The organism is Bradyrhizobium sp. CCBAU 65884 (genome assembly GCF_028128835.1).
GTDB classification, from domain to species: domain Bacteria; phylum Pseudomonadota; class Alphaproteobacteria; order Rhizobiales; family Xanthobacteraceae; genus Bradyrhizobium; species Bradyrhizobium ottawaense.
Genome location: NZ_LBJU01000130.1, coordinates 282,123 through 306,551, shown reverse-complemented (window position 1 = coordinate 306,551; position 24,429 = coordinate 282,123). Strand labels below are relative to the sequence as shown.

Genomic DNA, 24,429 nt, shown 5'->3' with positions numbered 1-24,429 from the left:
CGCATTGTTTTTTGGCGGTTTTTGCATATATTGCGCCGCAACGCGTAGGCTGCCCGGTCGATATGGCCGGGCTTCCTTTTTGGGCGGAAAGCGCCCCGTTTCCAGTCTTCCAGCGTTGTTTCGAGAAGAGGTCCCGGTCCGACCGGCGAGATCGCGCTTAACCCATTGTTCGAACCAAAGAAGCTCACTCATGAACCTCCGTAACGTCGCCATCATCGCTCACGTCGACCACGGCAAGACGACCCTGGTCGACAAACTCCTCCAGCAGTCCGGCACGTTCCGCGAGAACCAGAAGGTGACCGATCGCGCCATGGACTCCAACGACCTGGAGCGCGAGCGCGGCATCACCATCCTGGCCAAGGCGGCCTCGGTGCAGTGGAAGGACACCCGCATCAACATCGTCGACACCCCCGGCCACGCCGATTTCGGCGGCGAGGTCGAGCGCATCCTGAACATGGTGGACGGCGCCCTGGTGCTGGTCGACGCCGCCGAAGGCCCGCTGCCGCAGACCAAGTTCGTGGTCTCCAAGGCGCTCAAGGTCGGCCTCAAGCCGATCGTCGTCATCAACAAGGTCGATCGCCCCGACGCGCGCCCGACCGAAGTCATCAACGAGGTGTTCGACCTGTTCGCCGCGCTCGACGCCAGCGAGGAGCAGCTCGACTTCCCGATCCTCTACGGGTCGGCCAAGCAGGGCTGGATGGCCGACAGCCCGGAGGGTCCGAAGGACAAGGGCATGGAGCCGCTGTTCGACCTGATCCTGCGTCACGTCGCGCCGCCGAAGGTCGAGGAAGGTCCGTTCCGGATGATCGGCACCATCCTGGAGGCCAACCCCTATCTCGGCCGCATCATCACCGGCCGGATCTCCTCCGGCATCCTCAAGCCGAACCAGCAGGTCAAGGTGCTGAACGCCGAGGGCAAGCTGGTCGAATCCGGGCGCATCACCAAGATCCTGGCGTTCCGCGGTCTCGAGCGCACGCCGCTCGATGAAGCCGAAGCCGGCGACATCGTCGCCATTGCCGGCCTGACCAAGGGCACCGTCGCCGACACCTTCTGCGATCCGACCGTCGAAGTGCCGCTGCCGGCACAGCCGATCGATCCGCCGACCGTGTCGATGTCGTTCATCGTCAACAACTCCCCGCTCGCCGGCACCGAAGGCGACAAGGTGACGAGTCGCATGATCCGCGACCGTCTGCTCCGCGAGGCCGAAGGCAACGTCGCGCTGCGCGTCGTCGAAGCCTCCGACAAGGACGCGATGGAAGTCTCGGGCCGCGGCGAATTGCAGCTCGCGATCCTGATCGAGACCATGCGCCGCGAGGGCTTTGAGCTCTCGGTGTCGCGCCCGCGCGTCGTGTTCCAGAAGGACGAAGCCACCGGCGCCACCCTGGAGCCGATCGAGGAAGTCGTGATCGACGTCGACGAGGAGCATTCCGGCGTCGTCGTGCAGAAGATGAGCGAGCGCAAGTCCGAGCTGATCGAGATGAAGCCCTCGGGCGGCAATCGTCAGCGCCTGGTGTTCTACGCGCCGACCCGTGGCCTGATCGGCTACCAGGGCGAGCTGCTCACCGACACCCGCGGCACCGCGATCATGAACCGCCTGTTCCACGGCTACGCCCCGTACAAGGGCGAGATCCAGGGCCGCCGCAACGGCGTCCTGATCTCAAACGACCAGGGCGACGCGGTGGCCTACGCCATGTTCAAGCTGGAAGACCGCGGCCCGATGATGATCGAGCCCGGCTGGAAGGTCTACAAGGGCATGATCGTCGGCGAGCACACCCGCGACAACGATCTCGAGATCAACGTGCTCAAGGGCAAGCAGCTCACCAACATCCGCACGACCTCGAAGGACGAAGCCGTGCGCCTGACCCCGCCGATCCGCATGACGCTGGAAAAGGCGCTCGCCTATATCGAGGACGACGAGCTCGTCGAGGTCACGCCGAAGTCGATCCGCCTGCGCAAGAAGCACCTCGACCCGAACGAGCGCAAGCGCGCGGAGAAGGCCAAGGAAGCGGTGGCGTAAGGCCACCGTTCTCCGTAGTGCCGTAGGGTGGGCAAAGCGCAAGCGTGCCCACCTATGGACGATGGTGGGCACGGCGCAAGAGCGCCTTTGCCCGCCCTACAAAAGCGTTTACCCGTCCGGCTTCAGCACACCCAACGAACGTGCTAGAGCCCGCCCATGACCTCCCTCCCCTCCTCCGTCGACGTCGCGATCGTCGGCGCCGGTGCCGCCGGCCTCGGCGCTGCACACGCTCTTGCGGGCTCCGGTCTCTCCGCGATCGTGCTGGAGGCACGGAACAGGCTCGGCGGCCGCGCCTGGACCGTACAGGCCTCACCTGACGTCACCTTCGACGTCGGCTGCGGCTGGCTGCACTCGGCGGACAAGAACTCCTTCGTTTCGATCGCGCAGCGACTCGGTTTCGAGCTCAACAAGGACCTGCCGCCCTGGCGCGAGCGCGCCTATGGCAACGCGTTTCCGCAAGGCGAGCGCGACGATTTCATGGGCGCGATGGACGCGTTCTACGAGCGCCTCTGGGAAGCAGCGCAGAAGGGCAAGGACGAGCCTGCGAGCCGGAGCCTCGAGGTGGGCAATCGCTGGAATCCCATGATCGATGCGATCTCGACCTACATCAACGGCTGCGAACTCAAGGACATGTCGACGCTGGACTGGGACGCCTATGAGGACTCTGGTCTCAACTGGCGCGTCCGCCGCGGCTATGGCGCGCTTGTTGCGGCCTATGGCGCGCCCTGCCCGGTGGCGCTGAACTGCAACGTCGCGCTGATCGATCATTCCGGCCGACGCATCCGACTCGAGACTTCGCAGGGCACGCTGACCGCGGACAAGGTGATCATCACCGTGCCGACCAACCTGATCGCCGATGAGACGATCCGCTTTTCGCCGCCGTTACCGTCCAAGGTCGACGCAGCGGCCGGCCTCCCGCTCGGCGTCGACGACAAGGTGACGCTCGCGCTCGAGGACGCCGAAGCCTTTCCCAAGGAAGCAAACTTGCGCGGCGCCACCATGCGCACCGCGATGGGCACCTACCACATCCGCCCATTCGGCCAGCCCTGCATCGAAGGCTTCTTCGGCGGCAGCTTCGCCCGCGCGCTGGAGGATTCCGGCGACGGCGCCATCGCCGCGCATAGCATCGACGAGATCGCCGGCTTTCTCGGCAACGACATCCGCCGCAAGCTGAAGCCGCTGTACGAGTCGCGCTGGGCACATGATCCGTTCGCGCGCGGCTCCTATTCGCATGCGCTGCCCGGCCACGCCGGGGATCGCGCCGTGCTGGCCGCGCCGGTCGATGGCCGGCTATTTTTTGCGGGCGAGGCGACGTCGCCAACCTTCTTCACGACTGCGCATGGGGCGCGGGACAGCGGGGAACGGGCGGCGACGGAAGTGCTGGCGGCAATCGGGAAGCGCTAACCTCCCCACCAATGTCGTCCCGGCGAACGCCGGGACCCATACCGCGTGATCTTTCAGTCACGCGTGGTGCGCGTACCGCGGATTGACCCTACTTCCAGTCTTCGCCAAACTTCGTCCTGTGGTTATGGGTCCCGGCGTTCGCCGGGACGACACCAATCTTGTGGCGCCGCTGTCGCGTCACTCGATCACTCGCGCCCGCAAATCTGCATCAGGCACGAAACACGCGTCATACTTGCCGAAGATGCGATAGCGGTTGCGCGCGATGAGGTTGTACACTGGGTCCCGCAGCGGCTTCGGTACGGCGAACAACATGCTCACCCAACCCCAGCGGGGAAGCAGAGACAATACCGTCAGTGCAGCGTCGGACTTCAGAAACGCCTCGCCGCCATGAACCACGGCATTGGTGTCGGGATCGTCGGGATCGATGCCGAATGTCCGCGCGAGCCGGGCTCCATAGTCCGACTGGATCGGCGTGAAGCGAAACCGCTTCGCCGCGTCGCGCTGCGCGACGAAGCGGACCCAGCGCGAGCAGAAGACGCAGACGCCGTCGAACAGGATCACGTCGTCATCGGGCCATTTGCTCATCAGCGATTATCCAGCGTCAAGAGCGCCACCAACATCAGCACGATCGCCGGCCCCGTCTTCACCAGCGCGCCGAGCGGTTCGATCCAGAGATCGGGCGTCAGCACCGCCGCGCCGAACATATAGCCGAGCGAGGCGACGATGCCAGCAACGAGCCCAGTCGCCGCGGTGCGGCGGAAGGCAATCAGCACGCCAATGCTCATGTCCATCAGGCTGGTGCCGATGGTGATGGGATCGACCAGCGCGGCCGGGAAGTTGTGCGCGATCAAAATGCCGGCGGCGGCGCGATAGGACACGAACAGCGCGATGAAGCCGGAGATCAGCCAGAACGCGACCAGGCTCGCGAAGATCAGCGCCTTGATCAGGAACAGGCGCGCGAACCATTTGTCCTGAACGGTCGCGGGATGACGACCAATCATATCGACCAACGTCTTCGGCGTGATGCCCGTGGCGGCGATCCATGCCGAGGGATCACCGCTCACGCCGCGGCGCAGCTCGGCGATGGCCGTGGAGCGCATCGGCGGCATCCAGCCGAGATAATTGGCGAGATCGCCGATCTTGGCGCCGAGATCGAGCATGAACGACGGCATCGCGACATGCGGCCACCCGGCCGTGCCGAACGCAAGGCGGAATTGCCTGATGACGCCGGCCATGGTGACCGGCTCAGCCTGCATCAGATCCCAGCTCAGCGCGTTTACAGAGGCATCGTCGATGTCGCGCGCCGCGAGCCAGGCGATGGTGCCCGAAATATCCTCGATGGCTATTGGCTGGAACGACGTCGCCATCACCTTGTCCGGCAGGTTGAGTGGGAAGGCAGCGAGCGCGCGGAGCATGGCGCTGCCGCCATAAGCGGACGGTGCGATTACGAAGCCGGGCCGCAGGATGGCGTGCGTAATGCCTGAGGCCGCGATCAGGCGCTCGGCCTCGCGCTTGGTCGTTGCGAAGGCGGTGCGATCGGCTTCAGCCGCTCCGGGGATCGAGATGTGCACCAGCCGGATCGCGCGGCCGCTGTCGGTGATCGCCGCAAGCAGGCGCGCGACGAAATCGCGATGCACGGCACCTGTGTCGCTGCCGGGGCCGTCCTGGAGCACGCCGAGACAGTTTACGACGACATCCACCGCATGCTCGCGCAATAGCCGTGTGAACGCAGGCGCGTCGAACGAGAGGATCGGCAGCTCGATATCTAGCGCGCTCGTCTTCTGCGCCGGCGACAGGCTGCGCGCCACGCCAAGCGCGCGAAAGCCACGCGAGCGAAGATCGTCCGTAACGAAGCGGCCGATCAGGCCGGAGGCGCCGAGCACCAGAATGGTTCGCTGGTTCATCACGGCTCTCAAAACGGCTTTGCAATCATCAGCCAGAGGATCAGCATCGTCGCGCCGAAGCCGGGGAAGCCGAACGCGAACCAGCGGCGAAACAGGACGAAGTATCGTTGTGGCAACGCCTTGTGCTGCTCCGCGGCCTTTCGCGCGAGATCGCGCATCTCGATCTGCATCAAGACGACAGGGATCCAGAACAGGCCGGCGACGGCATACAACACGAGCGAGGCGAGCAGCCAGCGCTCGGTGATCGACGTCGCCGAGAGCATCATCAGCAAGCCGCCCGTGATCGGCTGGAGGAGCACGGCCGACAGTGTGAAGATTGCGTCCGCGATGACGACGACCGAAGCGGTGCGCGCGATGAACTCCGCATCGTCGGTGCGATGCGCCATCAGCATGAAGAAGGCGATGCCGGTTCCGGTGCCGAGGATGACGATGGCGCCGAGCACATGGAGAAATTTGACCAGGAAATACAGCGTCATGGCTTCTTGGTCGCGGTTGGCCTGCCCTTATTCAGCGCACCCACGAGCTCCCCGCTCGCGGCTTTGACGCCGGCCTCACTTTCGATCATCCAGTGCCCCTCGCTGCTGGCGGCCGGCAAGGTGTGGAAGTCGACTTTGCCGCCGCTGCCGCGAAATGCGTCGGCCAGGCCCTTTGAAAACGCCGGCGAAAAATAGCTGTCATTGGTTGCAACGAGCCATGTGACAGGAATGCGCGCGCCCTTGCCGAACTCTGCAGCGGCGGCAAGAAGCGTGTGTGGCGCGCAGATCCGGTTCGGCTCATCATTGGCATGGCCGCCGCGCCCTGGCGCAAATACTGTGATCGCGGCGATCGCCTTCGGATCGGCATTGGCGAGCGCCAGCGCCCCCCAGCCGCCGGCGGAATGGCCGATCACGATGGCGGCGTCCTTGCGGATAAAATCCTGCTTTCGCAAGAACTCCATCGCGAGCCGGATTTCCTCGGCCGTTGCACGGCCCGAGCGCGCATAGTCCGCCTCGTCACATCCGCCCTGGTCCTCGACATAGCGGCCGCCGGTCGCGCCATGGCCGAGCCGCTCCGGCACCAGCACGGCAAAACCGCGCCCGACGAGATAGGCGGCGAGCGCACGATATTCCGGCTGCGGCATTTGCGCTCGACGCAAGCCATTCTGCGTCGAGGCGTGTGCGACGACCGCCAGCCGGAACGGACCTGCCCCGGCAGGGCGAAACAGCAGGGCACGCGCAGCAATGTCGGTATCCGGCGACGGCACCCGCCACTCTTGTCGGCGAAACGGTTCGCCCTCCTCGCCCGATGGGCCAAACGTGACCTGAGCGCACAGAGGCGGCGCAGTCAGCAAGGCCAGCAGAGTCATAAGCGCGAAGATGTTGAGAAGCCGCATGAATGGCCGAGGGCGAGCACGAACAGCGACAGCCACACTAGTAGGAACGAATCACTATGGGCGGACTTTCTGCGTGGCCCTCGCCCTTCATTCGTTGCCGTAGAGGGAGTTTTGCACCGACACACGGCACGCCGGTGCCATTCGAGTCGGCGTCCTGTCTTTTTTCGGTACAACATGGTTCAGATACTGATGCACAAAGTCCACACGTTAACCGATAATTAACGATAGGTCTTGCCGCCGGCGCGGCGACTTGGTTTGATTGCGCCCATGAGCACAACCCTGATCGAGGTCCGGCCGGCCAAAGCTGCAGATGCAACTGCGGTGGCGTCTACTCATGACGAAGCCTGGCGCTCCGCCTATCAGGGCATCATTCCCGGCGCCGAGCTGGAAAAGCTCATCAACCGCCGCGGCCCGCAATGGTGGGACAGCGCGATCCGCAAGGGCAGCCGCGTCAGCGTGCTGGTGTTCGGCGACAAGATCGCGGGCTACGCCAATTACGGCCGCAACCGCGCCCGCAGCCTGCATTTCGACGGCGAGATCTACGAGCTGTACCTGCGCCCAGAATTCCAGGGCCTCGGCTTCGGCCGCCGCCTGTTCGCCTCCGCCCGCCGCGACCTGATGCAAAGCGGGCTGAAGAGCATGGTGGTCTGGGCGCTCTCGGACAACGATCCTGCGACCGAGTTCTACCGGGCGCTGGGGGGCCGTATGGTGGCCCGCTCCTCGGAGCGGTTCGGGCCGAAGTCGCTCGACAAGGTTGCCTTCGCTTGGACCAATTGAGCTGCTGAAAGCTCAGCGGCAGCGTTTCCCTTCCGTCGATACCGTTGCCTTTGAGCCGGTGATTTCCGGATTCATTATTTCACAAAAACGCGATGGATCAGCGGGCCAAGCCCGCGTATGACAGCGCCAAATCGCTGCCGGGCGCGATTTATCCTCGGCAATAACGGAGCCTTGAATGCGTATCGATGCGATCTCGATCGGGAAGAACGTACCTCACGAAGTCAACGTCCTCATCGAAGTCCCCGTGGGCGGCGAACCGATCAAATACGAGATGGACAAGGAGGCCGGCACGCTGGTGGTCGACCGCTTCCTCTACACGCCGATGCGTTACCCCGGTAACTACGGCTTCATCCCGCACACCTTGTCGGATGACGGCGACCCCTGCGACGTCCTGATCATCAACACCCGCGCTATCATTCCCGGCGCGGTCATGAGCGTGCGCCCGGTCGGCGTGCTGTTCATGGAAGACGAAGCCGGCGGCGACGAGAAGATTCTGGCGGTGCCGTCGTCGAAGCTGACGCAGCGCTACGACAAGGTGAAGTCGTACTCCGACCTGCCCGACATCACGCTGCAGCAGATCCAGCACTTCTTCGAGCACTACAAGGATCTCGAGAAGGGCAAATGGGTCAAGATCCTGCGCTGGGGCGGTCCGGAGGACGCGCACAAGCTGATCCTCGAAGGCATGGATCGCGAGAAGAAGAAGAAGGGCTGAGCTTTGGTGTCCCGGACGCGATGCGGCATGTCCCGGCGATGCGTAGCATCGTCCGGTGTGACGCGTCGCAGGGCCGGGACCCATGCTGCCGCTAGGCCCCGGCTCTGCAGCGCATCGTTTCACGCTGCGCTGCAGAGCCGGGGCACGAGAGTTTGGCTACACCGCCGGCTTCGGTAGCTCGGCGATCGCACAGGCCGCGCGCAGCGTGTTGACCAGCAGGCACGCCACCGTCATCTGACCGACGCCGCCCGGCACCGGCGTAATCGCGCCAGCAACCCCAAGCGCTTCCTGATAGGCGACGTCGCCGACGAGGCGCGTCTTGCCGTCTTCTTTGGGTATGCGGTTGATGCCAACGTCGATCACGGTCGCACCCGGCTTGAGCCAGTCGCCGCGCACCATCTCAGGTCTTCCGACCGCGGCATAGACGAGATCGGCCTGCTTCACGAGGCCGGGCAGGTCGCGCGAGCGCGAATGCGCGATCGTCACCGTGGCGTTCTCGTTCAGCAGCAATTGCACCAGCGGGCGGCCGACCAGATTGGAGCGGCCGATGACGATGGCGTTCATGCCTTCCAGCGAGGCGTGCACGCTCTTGGTCAGGATGATGCAGCCGAGCGGCGTGCAGGGCGACAGCGCTTCGAAACCACCGGCGAGCCGGCCGGCATTGTTCGGATGCAGCCCGTCGACGTCCTTGGCAGGGTCGATGGCGTTGACGACCGCTTCGGTGTTCAGCCCCTTCGGCAGCGGCAGTTGCACCAGAATGCCGTGCACGGCCGGATCGCGGTTGAGCTTTGCGACCAGCGCCAGAAGCTCCGCCTGCGAGACGTCGGCCGGCAGCTTGTGCTCGAACGAGGCCATGCCAGCGGCCTGGGTCTGGGTGTGCTTGGAGCGGACATAAACCTCGCTGGCGGGGTCGCTGCCGACCAGCACGACCGCCAGTCCCGGCACCAGATTGTGCTCGCGCCTGACGCGGGCGACCTCGTCGGCGACGCGGGCCCGAAGTTCCGCGGCGATGACTTTTCCATCGATAATCTTGGCGGTCATGTCAGTTCCCTCAGTCTTTCGATTGGGCCGAGACGAGCTGGCGCAGGGCTTCGCCGAGCCGTGCCGGATCGCCGTCGACCGCGATCTGCTTCAGCCGCGAGGTAGCTCCGGACAGGAGCTTTACGCCGGCCTTGGGGACGCCCAGCGATTTCGCCAGCAGGACCAAAACGGCCTTGTTGGCCTCGCCGCCATCGGCGATGGCGCGCACCCGCACCTTGAGCACGCTGCGGCCGTCGGCCAGCTGCTCGATTCCGTCGATGCCGTCGCGACCGCCGCGCGGCGTCACCCGCAGCGCGATGCTGATTCCTGCGGCCGAGTAACGCCAGGGTTCCTTACAACCTTCGTTCGCAACCAAGGGCTCCAGCCCGCTCAGATCACGTTCGGGTAGATGTAGTACAGGATCACCCGCTCGATGAACATGATGAGCAGGATCAGGATGATCGGCGAGATGTCGAGACCGCCGAGACTGGGCAGGAAGTTGCGAATCGGCGCCAGCACCGGCTCGGTGATCCGGTACAGGAACTCGGCCACCGCCGACACGAACTGGTTGCGCGTGTTCACGACGTTGAAGGCGATCAGCCAGGACAGGATCGCGGAGGCGATCAGCAGCCAGACGTAGAGGTCGAGCACGATGATGACGATGTCGAGAACGGCACGCATGGCTTTTGAAGCCTCTGGCTTTTGAAAACGTTGGCTGCGGTCGGGATTGACGCCTTTTGCTAGATATCGGTTCCCCCCCGCCCAAACAAGGGAAGTCCGCGCCCCGAATGGCTAAAACCGGGTGACACCCGTCCTTGACTTGACCTTGGCGGGGACTTAAATGGCGCCCGGTTGTCGGTCGCGTTTACCAGAGCGGCCAACAAAGGGGCCATAGCTCAGCTGGGAGAGCGCGTCGTTCGCAATGACGAGGTCGGCGGTTCGATCCCGCCTGGCTCCACCAGCCTTCGTTCGCTTCGCGAGCTACGGCTAGGCAAGCCTTGGGAAGTCTCTCGCAGCGAAGTGAGCGAAGGCTGCCTCGCCGAAGCCCGCAGGGCGAAGGCGGGCTCCCTCCGAAATCCCCCTACCTCCCCGTAAACCTCGGCGGCCGCTTTTCCATGAAGCTCGCCACGCCTTCCCGGAAATCGCTGCCGGCGAGCGCCACCATCATCTCCCGGTTGGCTTCGATCGTTGCCTCCGCCAGCGTCTGGAACGGCACCTCGTAGAGCTGGCGCTTGATCACGGCCATCGCGCTCGGCGAGACGAAATCGGCGAGATCGCGCGCATAGGCATAGGTCTCCTCGCGGAGCTTGTCAGGCGGGCAGAGCCGGTTCACCAGGCCGATCCGCAACGCCTCGTCGCTCGGCACGCGCCTCGCCGAGAGCAGCAGATCCATCGCGTTGGCGTGGCCGACGATGCGCGGCAGCATCCAGCTGATGCCGTGCTCGGCAATCAGGCCGCGCCGCGCGAAGGCCGTCGTGAACACCGTGTTGTCGGCGGCAAAGCGCAGGTCGCAATAGAGCGCGTGCACCAGCCCAATGCCGGCCGTGGCGCCGTTGAGCATGGCGATCACAGGCTTCTTGATCGACGGATAGAACCCGTAGCGCGTCTGCCAGTCCGGACGCCGGTTCATGTCGAACGGCGGCAGGTTCGACGCGCGCCGGACGTCATCGGGGTCGAGCCCCTTCAGCGCATCCATGTCGGCGCCGGCGCAGAAGGCGCGGCCCGCGCCGGTCAGCACGATGACGCGGACATCGTCATCGGCGTTTGACGCTTCCATCGCATGGCGCACGTCGCGCTCCATGGTCGGCGTCCACGCATTCATGCGATCGGGACGGTTGAGGGTGATGGTCGCGATCTTGTCGCTCACCTCATAGAGAATGTGCTCGTAGGCCATGACGCTCTCCCTTTGCTTTCCGGCGCGTTCGCGCGCTCGTTGGCGGTGAGCCTAGCATATCCAGGAAAGAGGCAGAGACTTGCGCCAAGGACCTGCGCCAAGAACCTGCGCGAGCACGCGATTACTCGGCGGCTTGCGCCAGCACCGGCCGGCGCGTCAGCCAGCCGTCGATGAAATGGTCGAGCCAGGCACGCTCTGCGACATCGTATACGGCACGATCGGCGAAATGATGATGTCGCTGCCGCGCACCGGGCGCACTGAAGCCGTCATAGCCGCGCGTGGTCCAGCGATGCATCATCGCGTAGGTCACGTCAGGATGAAACTGCACGCCGAAGGCATTGCCGGCGCGGAACGCCTGCACCGGAAAATCGTCGCCTTCTGCGAGCAGCTCGGCGCCGACAGGCAGCTCGAATCCCTCGCGATGCCAGTGATAGACCTGGGCCGGCCAGGCCGGGCAGAGCGCGTGGCCCGCGGCTGTGGGCCGGATCGGGTAGTAGCCGATCTGGGTCAGCGCATCGGCATGCGGCGCGACGCGGGCGCCGAGCTGCATCGCCAGCATCTGGGCACCAAGGCAGATGCCGAGGAACGGCCGCTGCTCGCGGAGCGGAATTTCGATCCAGTCGATCTCGCGGCGAATATAGTCGTCGGAATCATTGGCGCTCATCGGACCGCCGAAGACCACGGCGCCGGCATGCTGATCGAGCGTCTCGGGCAGGGGATCGCCGAAGCGGGGACGGCGGATGTCGAGACGATGGCCCAGCGCACGCAGCGCATTGCCGACACGGCCCGGCGTCGAGGATTCCTGGTGCAGGATGATCAGAACCGGCAATTGGGTTTCGGAGGCGACGGCGCCTGGCGTCCTCCTCGGGAAGGGCACCACCTCTGCGCTACCAAACCTGTCCGTCCGGAACGACATGGCCTTTGCGAATGCTATCGGTTCAGACCGCCAGCATAACTAAGCGATCGTTAATTTCGTGTGAGTTCGCGCACACAACGAAACCGAAGCAAGCTCCGGGCCAATACGGGAGCTTCGAGATCTAATGCCTCTGCCTCTGGAATCGGCTGGTGGCGGCCAGGATGAAGCCCCGCGGGAAGAAGCGCAGGGCAAATGGCACAATCTTGATGCCCAGACCAGGCAGCACTGCCCGTTTGTTGGCCATCAGGCCACGATAGGCCTCCTGCGCGACATCGGCGGCTGAAACATTGAGAAGGGCCGTATCATGTCCGGAGCCGACGCCGGCGCGCGCCTGGAATTCGGTGGGCACGGGACCCGGGCAAAGCACGGTGACCCGAACGCCGCGCGGCGCGAGCTCGGCCCGCAGCGCTTCGGTGAAGGAAATCACGTAGGCCTTGGACGCGTAATAGACGGCCATGCCGGGGCCGGGCAGGAAGCCCGCGACCGAGCCGACATTGAGAAGACCGCCCTTGTTCCTGATGAGTTGATCGGCGAAGCGCAGCGACAAATCGGTCAGAGCCCGCACGTTGACATCGACAATCCCGATCTGCTCGTCGCGATCGCGCTCGATGGCGTCGCCGAACACGCCGAAACCGGCATTGTTGACGAGGTGGTCGAGCTCGACGCCTTCAGCGGCCAGCGCCGCCGCGATCGTCTCGCCGGCGTCCAGGTCCTGGAGATCGCAGGCGATCACGATCGGCTTCTTGCCGCCTTTGGCGGCGAGCTCGTTCGCGAGCGCCTCCAATCGATCCGCGCGCCGCGCCGTCAATGCGAGGCGATGTCCATTGGCGGCAAACACGCGCGCCAGCTCCGCACCTATGCCCGCCGAAGCACCGGTGATCAACGTTACCCGCTCAGCCACGATCGAAGTCTCTTGAATTGAAGTTTTTGGCCCCGCAATGATGGAACGAGAGCATAAGCCGTGCGCGACAGGCAAGCGGCGTCGGCCGCATGGCCGCCTGAGCGGGCGTCAAGAGGAGCAGGAAAGCCGGGTTTTTACGGACGAATCCGGAGCCGGACGGCCGGCAGCTACATTAAAGTTTCGTCATGTGATCCGCACAACCGGCCATCCGACGGTTTGCGCGGATCAGCCGCCGACGGCGCTGTCCGTCACCTGACCACCGGCGCGCTCGGCCACCGTATGCTTCAGGTCGATCCTGTCGCGCTGGGAAATCCCGAGCAGGTCGGAGGCGCGCCAGACGACGTTGTCTTCGAATTCGGAGACCTGGCCGTCGGCATAGACCAGCTCCCACATCATCCGGACGATGCGCTTGCGGCCCTCCTCGTCGAGCGAGCGCATGATGACGCTGGTGAAGTGATAGAGGTCCACCGCCTCGCCCTCGACCTGGGTGGCGTCCGCAATCAGACGATCCGCAGTGCCGCGATCGAGCTTAAAATGGCTTTCGATCAGGCTGTGCAGCTTGCGCTGCTCGGCCGCGCTCGGCTGGCCGTCGAGCGAGATTACGTGGACCAGCAGCGCGGTGGCCGCCAACCGATAATCGCTGTCGCCGAACGTGCGGTTCTGGTCATTGGGGGCGACAATGTCGGCGATGAATTGGCGCAGGCCGTCGAGCATAAGATCCTACCGAAATCGATACAGCCGCGAGGCGCGGCCGTTACCAGCATTATATGAGCAGGAAACTCAACCGGCGCAACGTGCGTCAGTTCCGCGCGCTGCATTACGTTTCGGCAATCTGTTCACGGTCATTCCGTGTGCGCGCAGAGCACGAACCCGGAATCTCGAGATTCCGGGTTCGACGCTGCGCATCGCCCCGGAATGACCGCCTGAGGCTCACGGGATCTCGTACACCACCATCTTGTCGGCGATGCCGCGCAGCGCCGCCTGTTTCTGGATCGGCTTGATCGCGCGCTGCTCCAGCACCTCCGCAACTGCGGGCGCATCGAGCACCGGGCCGGTGATGTGGATCTCCTGCGCGGTCGACAGGCTCTGCACGCGGGCGGCGATGTTGACCGTTTGGCCAAAATAATCCTGCCGCTCGTTGAGCATCACCGCGAGGCAGGGACCTTCATGGATGCCGATCTTGACGATGAGATCATCGGTGCCGCGCCGCTTGTTGAGCTGGTCCATCGCCGCACGCATCCGCAGGCCCGCGACGATGGCATGCTCGGGGCGGACGAAGGTCGCCATCACGGCATCGCCGATCGTCTTCACCACCGCGCCCTTCTCGGAGGAGATGATCTCGAGCAGCGCATGGAAATGCGCCCGCACCAGATCGAAGGCGGCGAGGTCGCCGACGCGCTCGTAGAGCGCCGTCGAGCCCTTCAGATCGGTGAACAGGAAGGTCAGCGACGTGATCTGGAGCCGCTGGTCGAGACTGAGATTGTCCGCCTTGAACACATCCCGAAAGGTCTGGTTCGACAGCATCCGCTTGGCGGTGAGGAACGGCTTGCGCTTGCCGATTAGATGATGGAGCGCCTCGGCCGCGATGAACACCGACGGCAGCACGCGCACGCCGGCCTGGTTCTCCAGCGATAGCCGCAGCGGACCCGGCCGCATGGTCGTGGTCCCCGTCGGGGCCTGCACCTTGTTGTACATGATGGCGAGCTGCTGGCGATCCCTGGTCGGCTCGCCCTGGACGTCGATGAAATGGGCGGCGTGCGTGACCGGTTCGAAGATGATGACGAAGTCACCAGGCAGCTGCAGCGACATGGTCGCCTTCTCCCCGGCCGGCAACTCCATCGTATCCAGCGTCACCTCGTTCGCCAGCGTCGCAAACGATTCCTTGTTGAAGTCGACGCCGGAGCTCCAGAACACCTGCTTGAAATACTCCCACACCGGCAGTGTGTCGGGGTCGTGCGCCGCGATGCGCCGCACGCGCGGATTCACGGTGAAGGACACCTCGACCTGATCGTCGACGGAGGCCTTGTAGCCGCAAGCGCAGAGCGCGCAGTGATAGTCGTCTGGCTTGAGCGCCTTCAACGTCGTGTGCGCGCCGAGCACGCCGCCGCAGCCCGGACACAGCACGTTCCAGCCGAGATCGAACAACCCGAGCCGCGCCGCGTGCAGGAAGGCCGAGATCGCGTGCTCTTCGTCGACGGCATGTTGCGTGGCGAAATCGAGGACATTGACGCGGTTGAGCTCGTGATCTTCGCCGTCCTCGATCAGACGCGCAATCGCATCGACCACCTTCGTGTCAGCGGTCTGCTTCAGAACGGAGAACTGGGCCTGGATGTCGCTCATGGCGGGACTCTGCTGGTTGAATCACGCCATCGGCCAGGCAATCGCCTGTCACCGACGGGTGATACGGAACATAGGTGAGTGGTCCGGCTGGGTCGTGACGACGCCGAGCGGGATCACGGGATTCGCCTGATCGGCGAGCTCGACACGGAACGCGCCGATCAACCGAGCCAGCGCCAGCACGGATTCGGCTTGCGCAAACGGCGCGCCAATGCAGACGCGCGGACCTGCGCCGAACGGCAGATAGGCGAAGCGATCGGGCGCCTCCGTCGACATGAAGCGCTTTGGAATGAACGCGTTCGGCTGATCCCACAGCTTCTCGTGACGGTGCAGAAGCCAGGGCGCGATCATGATGATGTCGCCCTTGCTGATCTCGACGCCTGCCGCATTGTCCTTTTCGCGTGCGGCGCGCGCGACCAGGAAGGCGGGAGGATAGAGCCGCATGGTCTCGTCGATCACCGCGCGGGTGAATTTCTGACGATCGATGTCGGCCATGCTGTCGAGATGCTCGCCGCTTGTCTCGGACGCCACCTCTTCCTGCGTCTCCGGATCGAGTGCGAGCAAATATAGCGCCCAGAACAACGCCGTTGCGGTGGTCTCGTGACCCGCCAAGATCATGGTCGCGACCTCGTCGACGAGCTGCTCGTCGGAAAAGCCCTTGCCGGTTTCCGGATCGCGCGCCGCGTCCATGAGATCGAACAGATCGCGCGGCGGCGCGCCGTCCTTCTTGCCGGCAGCGCGCCGCTCGGCGATCAGCATCGCGACGAACTCGGTCCAGCGCTTGCGGAAACGGGCGCGGGCAAAATCCATCGGGCTCGGCCACGACACCGGCAGCAGCATGTCGAGGAAGTAGGGCCGTCCCAGCCGGGACGCATACTCCATAATGAAATTGCGCAGGGTCGCGCCATGCCGGTCCATGCCGAACGAGAACATCGTGCGCCCCGCGATCTCCAGCGTCATGCGCTGCATGATTTCGCGCAGATCGACCGGCGCGCCCGTCTGCGTATCGAGCTTCGCGATGGTCTCGTCGAGCACCGCCGTCATGTGCGGCACGAGGTTGGCGGTGGCGCGCGGCGTGAAGGCCGGCGCGAGCGTCCGGCGCTGGAACGTCCAGGAGTGTCCTTCCGCGATCAGAAGCCCGTCGCCGAGCACCGGGCGCAGCATGCGGATGCCCGCCGGCGTGCGCGTATAGTTCTCGTAATTGTTGAGCAGGACGTGCCGGATCGCATCCGGCTGATTCAGGATGAAGCTGTTGCGAAGGAAGAAGCGGCCCTTGATGACCTCTTCCTCGTAAGCAGGCTGCCCCCACGTCGCGATCATGTTGCGCCGGATCACGGCAAGCCGGCCGAAGAACGACATGTCGTCGGGCGCACGCGGGGGAGCCGGGGGGATGATGGGCCTACGCACGCTGGCGATATTCATGGCTCTCTCCCGAGAGATGTGACGCAGGCAAAATAGCTAATAAGTCAGCTCGGCGACCGCAATCCTGTTCTCCTGGGCCGGCCAGGCGCGCGCCACAATTCGTTCTTCGCCGAACTCGGCCACGATGTTACGCCCAACCTCGCTGGCGGGAAGCCGCAGGGTTGCTGCCGCATCCGTGGGCACGCCCGGCTTGACGTCGGCCGGCTCCTTGCCGTCGAACAGCACCACGTCCCGCGGCAGGCCGAAATAGCCCCTCGGCCGCGACATGATCACGACAGCTCCTGCGTCCTTGTCGGCCGGCCCCAGCGGGCGCGCGGCGCGCAAATGCACGACGTCGGATGAGCGTGGGAACGGCGAGCGGTAGATATGCGTCGTCGGCATCTCGGGCGATGCCAGGACGAATTCGAGCGACCAGGCGGGATCGACCTGCGCTGGCCCCCAGCGGCCGTCGGCGCCGGTCTTCGCGCTGTGCAGCGCACCGCCCTTGCGCTCTCCGGTTTCAGGGTCGACGCGGAAGACATCGACGGTTGCGCCCGCCACCGGGCGATTGGTCGGCACGCCGCCGGGCGTCCCCGTGATGAGGCCGCTGAGCCGGACGCTTGGCTCCGGGACGATCGCAATTCGCGCGGGCTCGCGTCCCGCGATGAATTTGTAGATCTCGCGGAAGGCGCGCGGATGGAACGCCACTTCGCGATGATCGAGTGCGCCGAGCACGAGATTGGTGGCGCCCTTCAGCTCCGGCCCTTCATTGGTGACGCCGGTCGGCGTGCCCGGCTTGCCGATAAAGCGACCGTCGGCCTGGGCGTATTTGTCCATGCCGTCGCTGCGCAAGGTGAGGAAGGCGACACCCGGCGTCACCTCGCTCTCGCCCTCGTTCAGGCCGCGCAGGAATACGCCACGGCCGTTGAACTCGTTGTTGGGCTGGTCGTCGGTCGCGAACACGCCGTGATTGGGTGTGCCGCACAGGACGGCATGGCTGACATCGCCGGCACCACCGTTCTTGATGACATTGCGGATCGCATAGCCGCCGCGCGAGCTGCCGACCAGCGCCACGCGCGAGGCGCCCGTGCGGCGCTTCAACTCGGCAATGGCAGCGGCGAGCTCGCGGCGCTGGTCCTCGGTCGAGGAACGGTTCGCCTGCTCGACCGTGTCGTCGCTGCGCGCATTGGGATCGGTGAAGTTGATCGCCATCATGCGATCGCGCGCGATGCCGTTGGATTCCATCCGCCACAAGGTCGTCATCCAGAGCGCGTCGTAGTCGCCATTGCCGTGGACGAACAGGATCGGCGGCACCTCGGTGCCAGGCGCCGCGGCGGGCGCGGTCTGGGCCCATGCGCCCGTCCGCAAGCTCGCAACTGCGAAAGGCAAGCTGCCTGCCCCCTGCAGGATCGTCCGTCGCGACAGCTTCATATGTTCCTCCCGGCAACCCAACTCTTTGCACCGCTTATAGCGGCCTAACCACTGGACAGCGAAGGACTTTCGCAGGCATCACTGAATTTGCCGGAATCGCCCAAGATCACTCCAAGACCATTCTGCCAGCACGTTTGGAAGGGGATATGACCGAGCAGACGAACCGCCAGAGAATCGCCGCCGACGGCATCACCGCGCCTCTGCGGTACACCGTGTTCCGGCGCATCTGGCTCGCCAGCCTGCTCTCCAATCTCGGCCTCCTGATCCAGGGCGTGGGTGCAGCCTGGGCGATGACGCAGATGGCGGCCTCGGCGGACAAGGTGGCGCTGGTGCAGACCGCCTTGATGCTGCCGATCATGCTGATCTCGATGCCGGCCGGCGCCATCGCCGACATGTATGACCGCCGCATCGTCACCCTGGTCTCGTTGATGATTGCACTTACCGGCGCAACCGCGCTGACGGTGCTGGCCGGGTTCAATCTCATCAGCCCGGAGACGCTGCTCGCCTTCTGCTTCGTGGTGGGCAGCGGCAACGCGCTGTTCGGCCCGGCGTGGCAGTCTTCGGTCAACGAACAGGTGCCGCCCGATGCGCTGCCTTCGGCTGTCGCGCTGAACGGCATCAGCTACAACATCGCCCGCAGTTTTGGGCCCGCAGTCGGCGGCGTCATCGTCGCGGCGCTCGGCGCGGTAGCGGCGTTTGCCTGCAACGCGATCCTCTATCTGCCGCTGCTGGTGGTGCTGCTGCTGTGGCGGCGCAGCACAGAGCCATCGCGCCTGCCGCGGGAAAAGCTCAACCGCGCCATGGTCTCCGGCTTCCGCTACATCACCAATTCGCCGCCGATCAAGATCGTGCTGTTGCGCACGCTGGTGATGGGCCTGATCGGCGGTGCCATCATGGCGCTGATGCCGCTGGTCGCGCGCGACCTGCTGCATGGCGGTGCGCAGACCTACGGCATCATGCTGGGTGCCTTCGGCATGGGCGCCGTGGTCGGCGCGCTCAACATCCACGAATTGCGCAAGCGCATGAGCGGCGAGGCCGCGATCCGCGCCTGCACCATCTCGATGGCGTTCGCGATGGCTGCCCTTGCCCTGAGCACGGAGCCGGTGCTGACGGCAACTGCGCTGGTGCTGGCCGGCGCGGTCTGGATGGCCGCGATCGCGCTGTTCAATATCGGCGTTCAGCTCTCGGCGCCGCGCTGGGTCGCCGGTCGCTCGCTCGCCGCATTCCAGGCCTCGATCTCCGGCGGCATCGCCATCGGCGCCTGGGGCTGGGGCCATCTCACCGACTATGCCGGCGTCGAGGTCGCATTGTTGACCGCCGCCGGCCTGATGCTGATCTCGCCCCTGCTCGGGATCTGGCTGACGATGCCGCGCGTCGGTGCCCGCAACGAGGATGCCGACGTGCTGGCCGATCCCGAGGTGAAACTGTCCCTGACGGGGCGCAGCGGACCTCTGGTGGTCGAGATCGAATACCGCGTGTCACAGGAGAACGCGCGCGCGTTCCACAACGTGATGCAGGACGTGCAGCTCTCACGGCAACGTAACGGCGCCTATGGCTGGTCGATCGCCCGCGACATCGCCGACCCCGAATTGTGGACCGAGCGCTATCATTGCCCGACCTGGTTCGACTATCTGCGCCAGCGCAACCGCTCGACGCAGTCCGAACGCGCGCTGCATCAGCAGGCGATCGATTTCCATATCGGTCCCGAGCCGGTGCGGATCCGCCGCATGCTGGAGCGTCCGTTCGGCTCGGTGCGCTGGAAGGATGAGACGCCAGATCGTGCGAGCGCCGAGGTGCTGCCGGTGGTCGCGACCGCGGCGGGGAGCAGCACGTAGGTTTCTTCGCTCCATCCGGGCCACGGGAATCACTACTGCCCGTGCTCGGTCAGCACCTTGTCGCAGCCTTTGCTCAGCTTGGTGCGGTTCTGCTTGAGGCAGGCGAGCACAGCGCCATCGCCATTGTTCATCACGGCGCGGCAGAAGCGGGTGACATCGCGCGCGCAGGCATCGTGGCCCGGCTGCTGCTGCGCGGATGCGACCGACGCGCCGAGCAGCAAGAGAAGAATGAAAAGAAATCTGGTCATCGCGTAATGCCTCTTACCCGGAAGAATGTGCGGGCGAAGCTAGTGCGACGATCCCTCAGCCGCAACGGCTTTATTGGCGGCCGCATGACGCCGCCGCGTCGCCCCGGCTTGACGCCGGGGCGTATTCGCGAGGGGAGCTAACCGACGCAACGATGACGGTGTTGCGTGCTCTTACTGCTTGTCCTGGGCGTCAGCGACCTTGCGCGACGCGCCCTTGGCGAGATCCTTGTCCATCACCGCGCGGCAGCCGACGCTCAGGTCCGAGCGATGCTTCATCATACAGGCCGTGATCTTCGGGATGTTGGGGATTTCCGACGAGCACAGGCGGAAGGCGTCGCCGGTGCACTGCTGCTGCGCCTCGGCCGAGAAGGCGAAGCTCGAGGTCGTCGAGACGAGCGAGACAATGGCGGCAAGGCCGAGCGCCAGGCTGATGTCGCGGAGACTGGCAGAGAAGGACTTGGTGTTAAGAGACTTGGTGTCAGGAGAGTTGGTCATTTGAAGCTCCCATTGGCGCCGTGGCAACGGTGCCCGTTGTTGATGGGAGCTACGATGCTCCAGCAAAACAGTTTCCACTGTGATGATGGTCACGGGCCGCACCCCGACTGTGACGTCGGTCACTTTGGCGCACCGCCCTGAAATTCCTCCACAACCGCCGTCGTGTTGGTGTCACGTTAACTGTTACTTCGCATTAATGGCTCGTCGCGCGGGAAATTCCGCCGGTTTGGTTGCGTAATTGGAAAGAATAGCGATGCGTAATGCGTTGGGCCTGATGTTGGCCAGTGTAGTTGCGGCGGTCGTGATCGCCGCCGGCGGTTGGTTTTATTATTCCTCGCGCGCCGATCAGGCCGCTCCCAAGACAATTGCCGCCCGTGCCGCCGATCAATTGCCGGCACCGGCGAAGCTCGCCGCCAGGGATGACGTCGAGACCACCGCAACGATCGCGGCCAAGCCGACGACAGTTGCTCAGGCACCCGCGCCCGCCCCGGCCATGCCGGTTCAGCAGAAATCGACCTGCGCCAATCCGAACGCGCTGGGCGTCGCCCGCGTGGTCGAGATCGACACCACCGGCGGCCCCGGCTTCGGATTCGATCATTTCAAGCAATTCGACTTCCTCACCGACAAGGAAGTCGTGCTGACCTTCGACGACGGTCCCTGGCCGGTGAACACGCCGAATGTGCTGAAGGCGCTGGCGGATGAATGCACCAAGGGTCTGTTCTTCTCGGTCGGCAAGCATGCGACCTATCATCCGGAGATCCTGCGCCAGGTGCTGGCCCAGGGCCATACGGTCGGCACGCATACCTGGTCGCACGTCAATCTGAACGGCAAGAAGATGACGGAGCAGATGGCCAAGGACGAGGTCGAAAAGGGCATCAGCGCGGTGAGGTTCGCGCTGGGTGCCAACCCCGCGCCGTTCTTCCGCTTTCCGCAGCTCCAGCATAATCCGGCGATCGTGGGCTATTTCGGCACCCGCAACGTCGCGATGTTCTCGACCGACGTCGACTCCTTCGACTTCCGCAAGGGCGCCACGCCGGAGAAGATCATCGAGACGGTGATGACCCGGCTGGACAAGCTCGGCAAGGGCATCATCCTGATGCACGATTTCCAGAAGAATACCGGACTGGCCCTGCCGACGCTGCTCGCGCGGTTGAAGGCCGGCGGCTACAAGGTCGTGCAGATGAAGGCCAAGTCGACGCTGCAGACGCTGCCGGAGTATGACGAAGCCATCATGAAGGACATGAAGGTGCCGACCGCGAGCACGAACACGCGTCCGATCGGAAGCGTGGTGCAGACGGTGTCGCAGTAAACGCCAGCGATCCGATCCAAAGTCTAGCGTCATGGCCGGGCTTTTTGCCCGGCCATTTGCTTTTGGCGAACGGCTTACCAATAGATGCCGTGGCGGTGCAGCTCGCTGATGATGCGGCGCTCGGTCCAGCGCTTGGACTTCGGCTGGTCCGCCCTTGCCGTTTTCTTGGTGGCGGGCTTGGTTGTCGCGACCGGCGCCGGGGTGGTCGTGGGCGTGGTCACCGCGGGAGCCGCCGGCGTGACCGTGGCGGCCGGCGCAGAGAGCGACACTGCCGGCGGGCGATCGGAATATTTCGGCGCCTCCGCGGCTGGCGCGACTTCGCTCACCTGCGCCGTGGCGGCGGTCGGCGTCGTTTGTGGAGCAGGGGCCTGAGCGCCCGCCGCGGACAGTGACAGGCTGCGGGAGCCGTCTGCCTGGGCAGAGGCAGAAGCCAGGACCATGGCGGCAACCAGAATGATCTTGCGCATGTGAAATCTCCCCGTGTTGGCGTACCCGGGACATTACGGGGAAGGTGTCCTGGGTTAAGTGATTGGCCTCACACAATCGCGGAGCAATTTCGAACCGGCCGGCCGCGATCAACACCCCCGCCGATAGACCCGCAGCGTCACATCCGGAAAGCTCATGCTGTCGAGCAGGCAGACGCCCTTTTCCGCGTCCATGCGGGCGATGAGATCATCGCCGACCCGCGGTCCGACCAGCGTGTGCTGGATCGAGCTCGAGACGACGAGGATGTTCGACTGCAGAAGCGCGTCTGCGGTGGCCGCTGCCGTTCGATGCAGCATCTCGCCGCGGACGACGAGATTCATCCGCGCCTGCGCCGCATACAACTGAATGGTCGCGGGCGTGACCGGGTAGGGACTCGAAAAGCCGACATAAAGCGGGCCCGACGGCGGTGGCTTGACGTCGCGCAGAAGCGACCAGAGACGATCGGTCGATGCGCGGATGCTGTCCTGCTGCTGTGCGCTCAGCGGCGTCGCCACGCTGAGCTGACCGATCACGACGTGCTTGACGAACAGCGCGAACGCCATTGCGAGCGCAAGCACCCGGCCCGCCGTCAGCAGATGGCGACGGATGGCTGTCGCAAGGGCCGTGCGCGCAAGCAGCGATTCAATGGACGCCATGATGGCGCAGCCATTGAGGACCATCGCGACGATGAACACGCCGTAGAACATTGCGCCGAAAAAGTAGGTCTTGATCTCGGCAACGGACGGAATGGCGTAGGCAATCAGCACGGTCGCGAGCAGAACGACCGCATCCAGCACCGCAGCCCGGCCCCGGATCGCAGCGAGCACGAAGCGCAGCAGCATCAAGGCCAACCCGATGGCGAGCCAATAGTGCAGGCCGAACTGTCCCTCTCCACCGATGGAGAAACGTAGCAGCCCGGGCCAGAAACCTTCGCCCGTCGTCCAGAGGTCGCGCTGGCCGACGAACACCATAAGAATGTAGGTGACGGTCTCGACCAATGCGGGCCCGATCAGCGCGGCCGTGGTCGCGATCAACGGCAGCACGAACCACACGAGCGCGCCGAGCGCAGTCCTGATCGACAAGCGCAATCCGCCGGCCTGGATGCAATCGACGACCAGCCGGATCGCGAACGCGCTGCCGAGCAGAGCGAGCGCAGCCGGGAACGACGTCGGCTTGATGCAGGCGGCGAGTGCACAGGCGAGCCCGAGGCCAGCCAGCGACCGGGCGCTGCGCCGGAGCACGCCGCGGTAGACGATGGCACCGGCGGCAAGACCGATGGCAAGTCCCGAGGGCAGATCGGGACGCGCTTCCGTGATCGTGTGCCACAGCACCGGCACGCACACCGCTGCGATCAGACACGATGCGATCTCGAGGACCGGCCGTCGCCGAACCAGCCAGATGATCCCGAGCAGGAAACCGAAGACGATCACGGCATGAACGAGATAAGGACCGAGATAGCTTCCGGGAAACGACCAAAAACCGGTGGCCGCCACCAGCGTCGAAAACGGCGCATGGTGATGCAGCAAGTCCCAGACGCTGCCGGCGACGCCGCGGCTTCCGAAGGCATTCACCCATCTGACCGCGTCGCCGAAATAGGCGACGTCGTCATAGAGCGGCGGAACGGACAACCGGCTGTGCAGCCGCGACGCGTCGAGCGATTTGGAGGCGACGATGGCGGTGATCAACGCCGCAAGGATGACGAGGCCGGGCAGCCGGACCCAGTCGCTCCGATCCGCGGACCCCGTTCCGTTCGCCATGCCCCTGCCTGCCCCATTGCCCACACCCGGCCGGCACGAGGTTGTCAGCCATCTCTTAGATACGATGCGTTACCCATCTCTTCCGGCTGGACAACCTGAGGCGCTGGTGCCGCAAGAGGGATTCGAACCCCCGACCCCGTCATTACGAATGACGTGCTCTACCAACTGAGCTATTGCGGCGAACCCTGCCGGGGCCAAGGCGATGCCGGCCCCGATACGCGCGCTCCTGATATC

24 protein-coding genes and 2 tRNA genes are annotated in these 24,429 nt (G+C 64.8%); 7 read left to right on the top strand and 19 right to left on the bottom strand.

Going from position 1 to position 24,429, the window contains the following annotated elements:
- Window positions 1-190 precede the first annotated feature (190 nt).
- Window positions 191-2,017 (top strand): translational GTPase TypA, encoded by a 1,827-nt coding sequence (gene typA, locus XI03_RS33255; protein WP_271594453.1) that lies wholly within the window; start codon window positions 191-193, stop codon window positions 2,015-2,017.
- 156 nt (window positions 2,018-2,173) lie between these two features.
- Window positions 2,174-3,421, top strand: coding sequence for a flavin monoamine oxidase family protein (locus XI03_RS33250; protein ID WP_271594452.1), 1,248 nt, complete (start codon window positions 2,174-2,176; stop codon window positions 3,419-3,421).
- A gap of 177 nt (window positions 3,422-3,598) precedes the next feature.
- Here XI03_RS33250 and XI03_RS33245 read toward each other — a convergent pair whose 3' ends face one another.
- The 4 genes from XI03_RS33245 to XI03_RS33230 are packed head-to-tail and all read right to left on the bottom strand — an operon-like array spanning window position 3,599 to window position 6,697.
- On the bottom strand, window positions 3,599-4,006 hold the full coding sequence (locus XI03_RS33245; protein ID WP_271594451.1) for a thiol-disulfide oxidoreductase DCC family protein: 408 nt from the start codon (window positions 4,004-4,006) through the stop codon (window positions 3,599-3,601).
- Window positions 4,006-5,325, bottom strand: coding sequence for an SDR family oxidoreductase (locus XI03_RS33240; RefSeq protein WP_271594450.1), 1,320 nt, complete (start codon window positions 5,323-5,325; stop codon window positions 4,006-4,008). Before XI03_RS33240 ends, XI03_RS33245 begins: the two co-directional genes overlap by 1 nt.
- Before the next feature lie 8 nt (window positions 5,326-5,333).
- On the bottom strand, window positions 5,334-5,801 hold the full coding sequence (locus XI03_RS33235; protein ID WP_095424597.1) for a DUF2269 family protein: 468 nt from the start codon (window positions 5,799-5,801) through the stop codon (window positions 5,334-5,336).
- Window positions 5,798-6,697, bottom strand: a complete 900-nt coding sequence (locus XI03_RS33230) for a dienelactone hydrolase family protein (RefSeq protein ID WP_271594449.1) — start codon at window positions 6,695-6,697, stop codon at window positions 5,798-5,800. The genes XI03_RS33235 and XI03_RS33230 overlap by 4 nt, the downstream gene beginning before the upstream one ends.
- 267 nt (window positions 6,698-6,964) lie before the next feature.
- Between XI03_RS33230 and XI03_RS33225 the strand changes: the two genes are divergently transcribed.
- Together XI03_RS33225 and ppa are read left to right on the top strand one after the other, a co-directional pair.
- A complete protein-coding gene (locus XI03_RS33225; RefSeq protein ID WP_018318962.1) occupies window positions 6,965-7,474 on the top strand; it encodes a GNAT family N-acetyltransferase in 510 nt (169 codons plus the stop codon).
- Between the two features lie 175 nt (window positions 7,475-7,649).
- The gene (gene ppa / locus XI03_RS33220; RefSeq protein ID WP_018318963.1) at window positions 7,650-8,186 is read left to right on the top strand and encodes an inorganic diphosphatase; all 537 of its coding nucleotides are present in this window, start codon (window positions 7,650-7,652) and stop codon (window positions 8,184-8,186) included.
- Window positions 8,187-8,342: 156 nt separating this feature from the next.
- Here the strand turns inward: ppa and folD are convergent, their stop codons facing one another.
- Genes folD through XI03_RS33205 form a run of 3 tightly spaced genes read right to left on the bottom strand, consistent with a single transcriptional unit; the run spans window position 8,343 to window position 9,887 of the window.
- Window positions 8,343-9,227, bottom strand: a complete 885-nt coding sequence (folD, locus tag XI03_RS33215) for a bifunctional methylenetetrahydrofolate dehydrogenase/methenyltetrahydrofolate cyclohydrolase FolD (protein WP_038950929.1) — start codon at window positions 9,225-9,227, stop codon at window positions 8,343-8,345.
- A 10-nt stretch (window positions 9,228-9,237) separates the two neighbouring features.
- Window positions 9,238-9,582 (bottom strand): DUF167 domain-containing protein, encoded by a 345-nt coding sequence (locus tag XI03_RS33210; protein ID WP_038972975.1) that lies wholly within the window; start codon window positions 9,580-9,582, stop codon window positions 9,238-9,240.
- A 14-nt stretch (window positions 9,583-9,596) separates the two neighbouring features.
- The gene (locus XI03_RS33205) at window positions 9,597-9,887 is read right to left on the bottom strand and encodes a YggT family protein (RefSeq protein ID WP_007598721.1); all 291 of its coding nucleotides are present in this window, start codon (window positions 9,885-9,887) and stop codon (window positions 9,597-9,599) included.
- A 204-nt stretch (window positions 9,888-10,091) separates the two neighbouring features.
- Here XI03_RS33205 and XI03_RS33200 point away from each other — a divergent pair.
- Window positions 10,092-10,167, top strand: a tRNA-Ala gene (locus tag XI03_RS33200).
- 120 nt (window positions 10,168-10,287) lie between these two features.
- On the opposite strand, the gene XI03_RS33195 is transcribed toward XI03_RS33200, so the two are convergent.
- The 7 genes from XI03_RS33195 to XI03_RS33165 all read right to left on the bottom strand — a co-directional run bounded on the left by XI03_RS33195 (window position 10,288) and on the right by XI03_RS33165 (window position 18,086).
- A complete protein-coding gene (locus tag XI03_RS33195; RefSeq protein ID WP_028139306.1) occupies window positions 10,288-11,100 on the bottom strand; it encodes an enoyl-CoA hydratase in 813 nt (270 codons plus the stop codon).
- Between the two features lie 121 nt (window positions 11,101-11,221).
- The gene (locus XI03_RS33190) at window positions 11,222-12,016 is read right to left on the bottom strand and encodes a glutamine amidotransferase (RefSeq protein WP_038950927.1); all 795 of its coding nucleotides are present in this window, start codon (window positions 12,014-12,016) and stop codon (window positions 11,222-11,224) included.
- A gap of 121 nt (window positions 12,017-12,137) precedes the next feature.
- Entirely contained in the window at window positions 12,138-12,917 is a 780-nt protein-coding gene (locus XI03_RS33185; protein ID WP_038950926.1) for an SDR family NAD(P)-dependent oxidoreductase, read from the bottom strand.
- Between the two features lie 225 nt (window positions 12,918-13,142).
- The gene (locus XI03_RS33180) at window positions 13,143-13,631 is read right to left on the bottom strand and encodes a tellurite resistance TerB family protein (protein WP_018318970.1); all 489 of its coding nucleotides are present in this window, start codon (window positions 13,629-13,631) and stop codon (window positions 13,143-13,145) included.
- Between the two features lie 216 nt (window positions 13,632-13,847).
- Window positions 13,848-15,257: an adenylate/guanylate cyclase domain-containing protein gene (locus tag XI03_RS33175; protein ID WP_271594448.1), complete on the bottom strand. Its 1,410-nt coding sequence runs from the start codon at window positions 15,255-15,257 to the stop codon at window positions 13,848-13,850.
- Window positions 15,258-15,305: 48 nt separating this feature from the next.
- A complete protein-coding gene (locus XI03_RS33170) occupies window positions 15,306-16,676 on the bottom strand; it encodes a cytochrome P450 (RefSeq protein WP_028139310.1) in 1,371 nt (456 codons plus the stop codon).
- Between the two features lie 36 nt (window positions 16,677-16,712).
- Window positions 16,713-18,086, bottom strand: coding sequence for a hydrolase (locus XI03_RS33165; protein WP_038950925.1), 1,374 nt, complete (start codon window positions 18,084-18,086; stop codon window positions 16,713-16,715).
- 146 nt (window positions 18,087-18,232) lie between these two features.
- Here XI03_RS33165 and XI03_RS33160 point away from each other — a divergent pair, with 146 nt between their 5' ends.
- Window positions 18,233-19,921, top strand: a complete 1,689-nt coding sequence (locus XI03_RS33160) for an MFS transporter (protein ID WP_271594447.1) — start codon at window positions 18,233-18,235, stop codon at window positions 19,919-19,921.
- A gap of 32 nt (window positions 19,922-19,953) precedes the next feature.
- Here XI03_RS33160 and XI03_RS33155 read toward each other — a convergent pair whose 3' ends face one another.
- Both XI03_RS33155 and XI03_RS33150 read right to left on the bottom strand, forming a co-directional pair.
- Window positions 19,954-20,169 (bottom strand): hypothetical protein, encoded by a 216-nt coding sequence (locus tag XI03_RS33155; RefSeq protein WP_028139313.1) that lies wholly within the window; start codon window positions 20,167-20,169, stop codon window positions 19,954-19,956.
- Between the two features lie 171 nt (window positions 20,170-20,340).
- Entirely contained in the window at window positions 20,341-20,664 is a 324-nt protein-coding gene (locus XI03_RS33150) for a hypothetical protein (RefSeq protein ID WP_271594446.1), read from the bottom strand.
- A gap of 253 nt (window positions 20,665-20,917) precedes the next feature.
- Here XI03_RS33150 and XI03_RS33145 point away from each other — a divergent pair, with 253 nt between their 5' ends.
- Complete coding sequence (locus XI03_RS33145) at window positions 20,918-21,973, top strand: polysaccharide deacetylase family protein (RefSeq protein WP_271594445.1); 1,056 nt, start codon at window positions 20,918-20,920, stop codon at window positions 21,971-21,973.
- A gap of 74 nt (window positions 21,974-22,047) precedes the next feature.
- Here XI03_RS33145 and XI03_RS33140 read toward each other — a convergent pair whose 3' ends face one another.
- From XI03_RS33140 to XI03_RS33130, 3 genes are all read right to left on the bottom strand, one after another.
- The gene (locus XI03_RS33140) at window positions 22,048-22,440 is read right to left on the bottom strand and encodes a hypothetical protein (protein WP_028139316.1); all 393 of its coding nucleotides are present in this window, start codon (window positions 22,438-22,440) and stop codon (window positions 22,048-22,050) included.
- A gap of 108 nt (window positions 22,441-22,548) precedes the next feature.
- Entirely contained in the window at window positions 22,549-24,195 is a 1,647-nt protein-coding gene (locus XI03_RS33135; RefSeq protein WP_271594444.1) for a hypothetical protein, read from the bottom strand.
- A 104-nt stretch (window positions 24,196-24,299) separates the two neighbouring features.
- Window positions 24,300-24,375, bottom strand: a tRNA-Thr gene (locus tag XI03_RS33130).
- Window positions 24,376-24,429 lie beyond the last annotated feature (54 nt).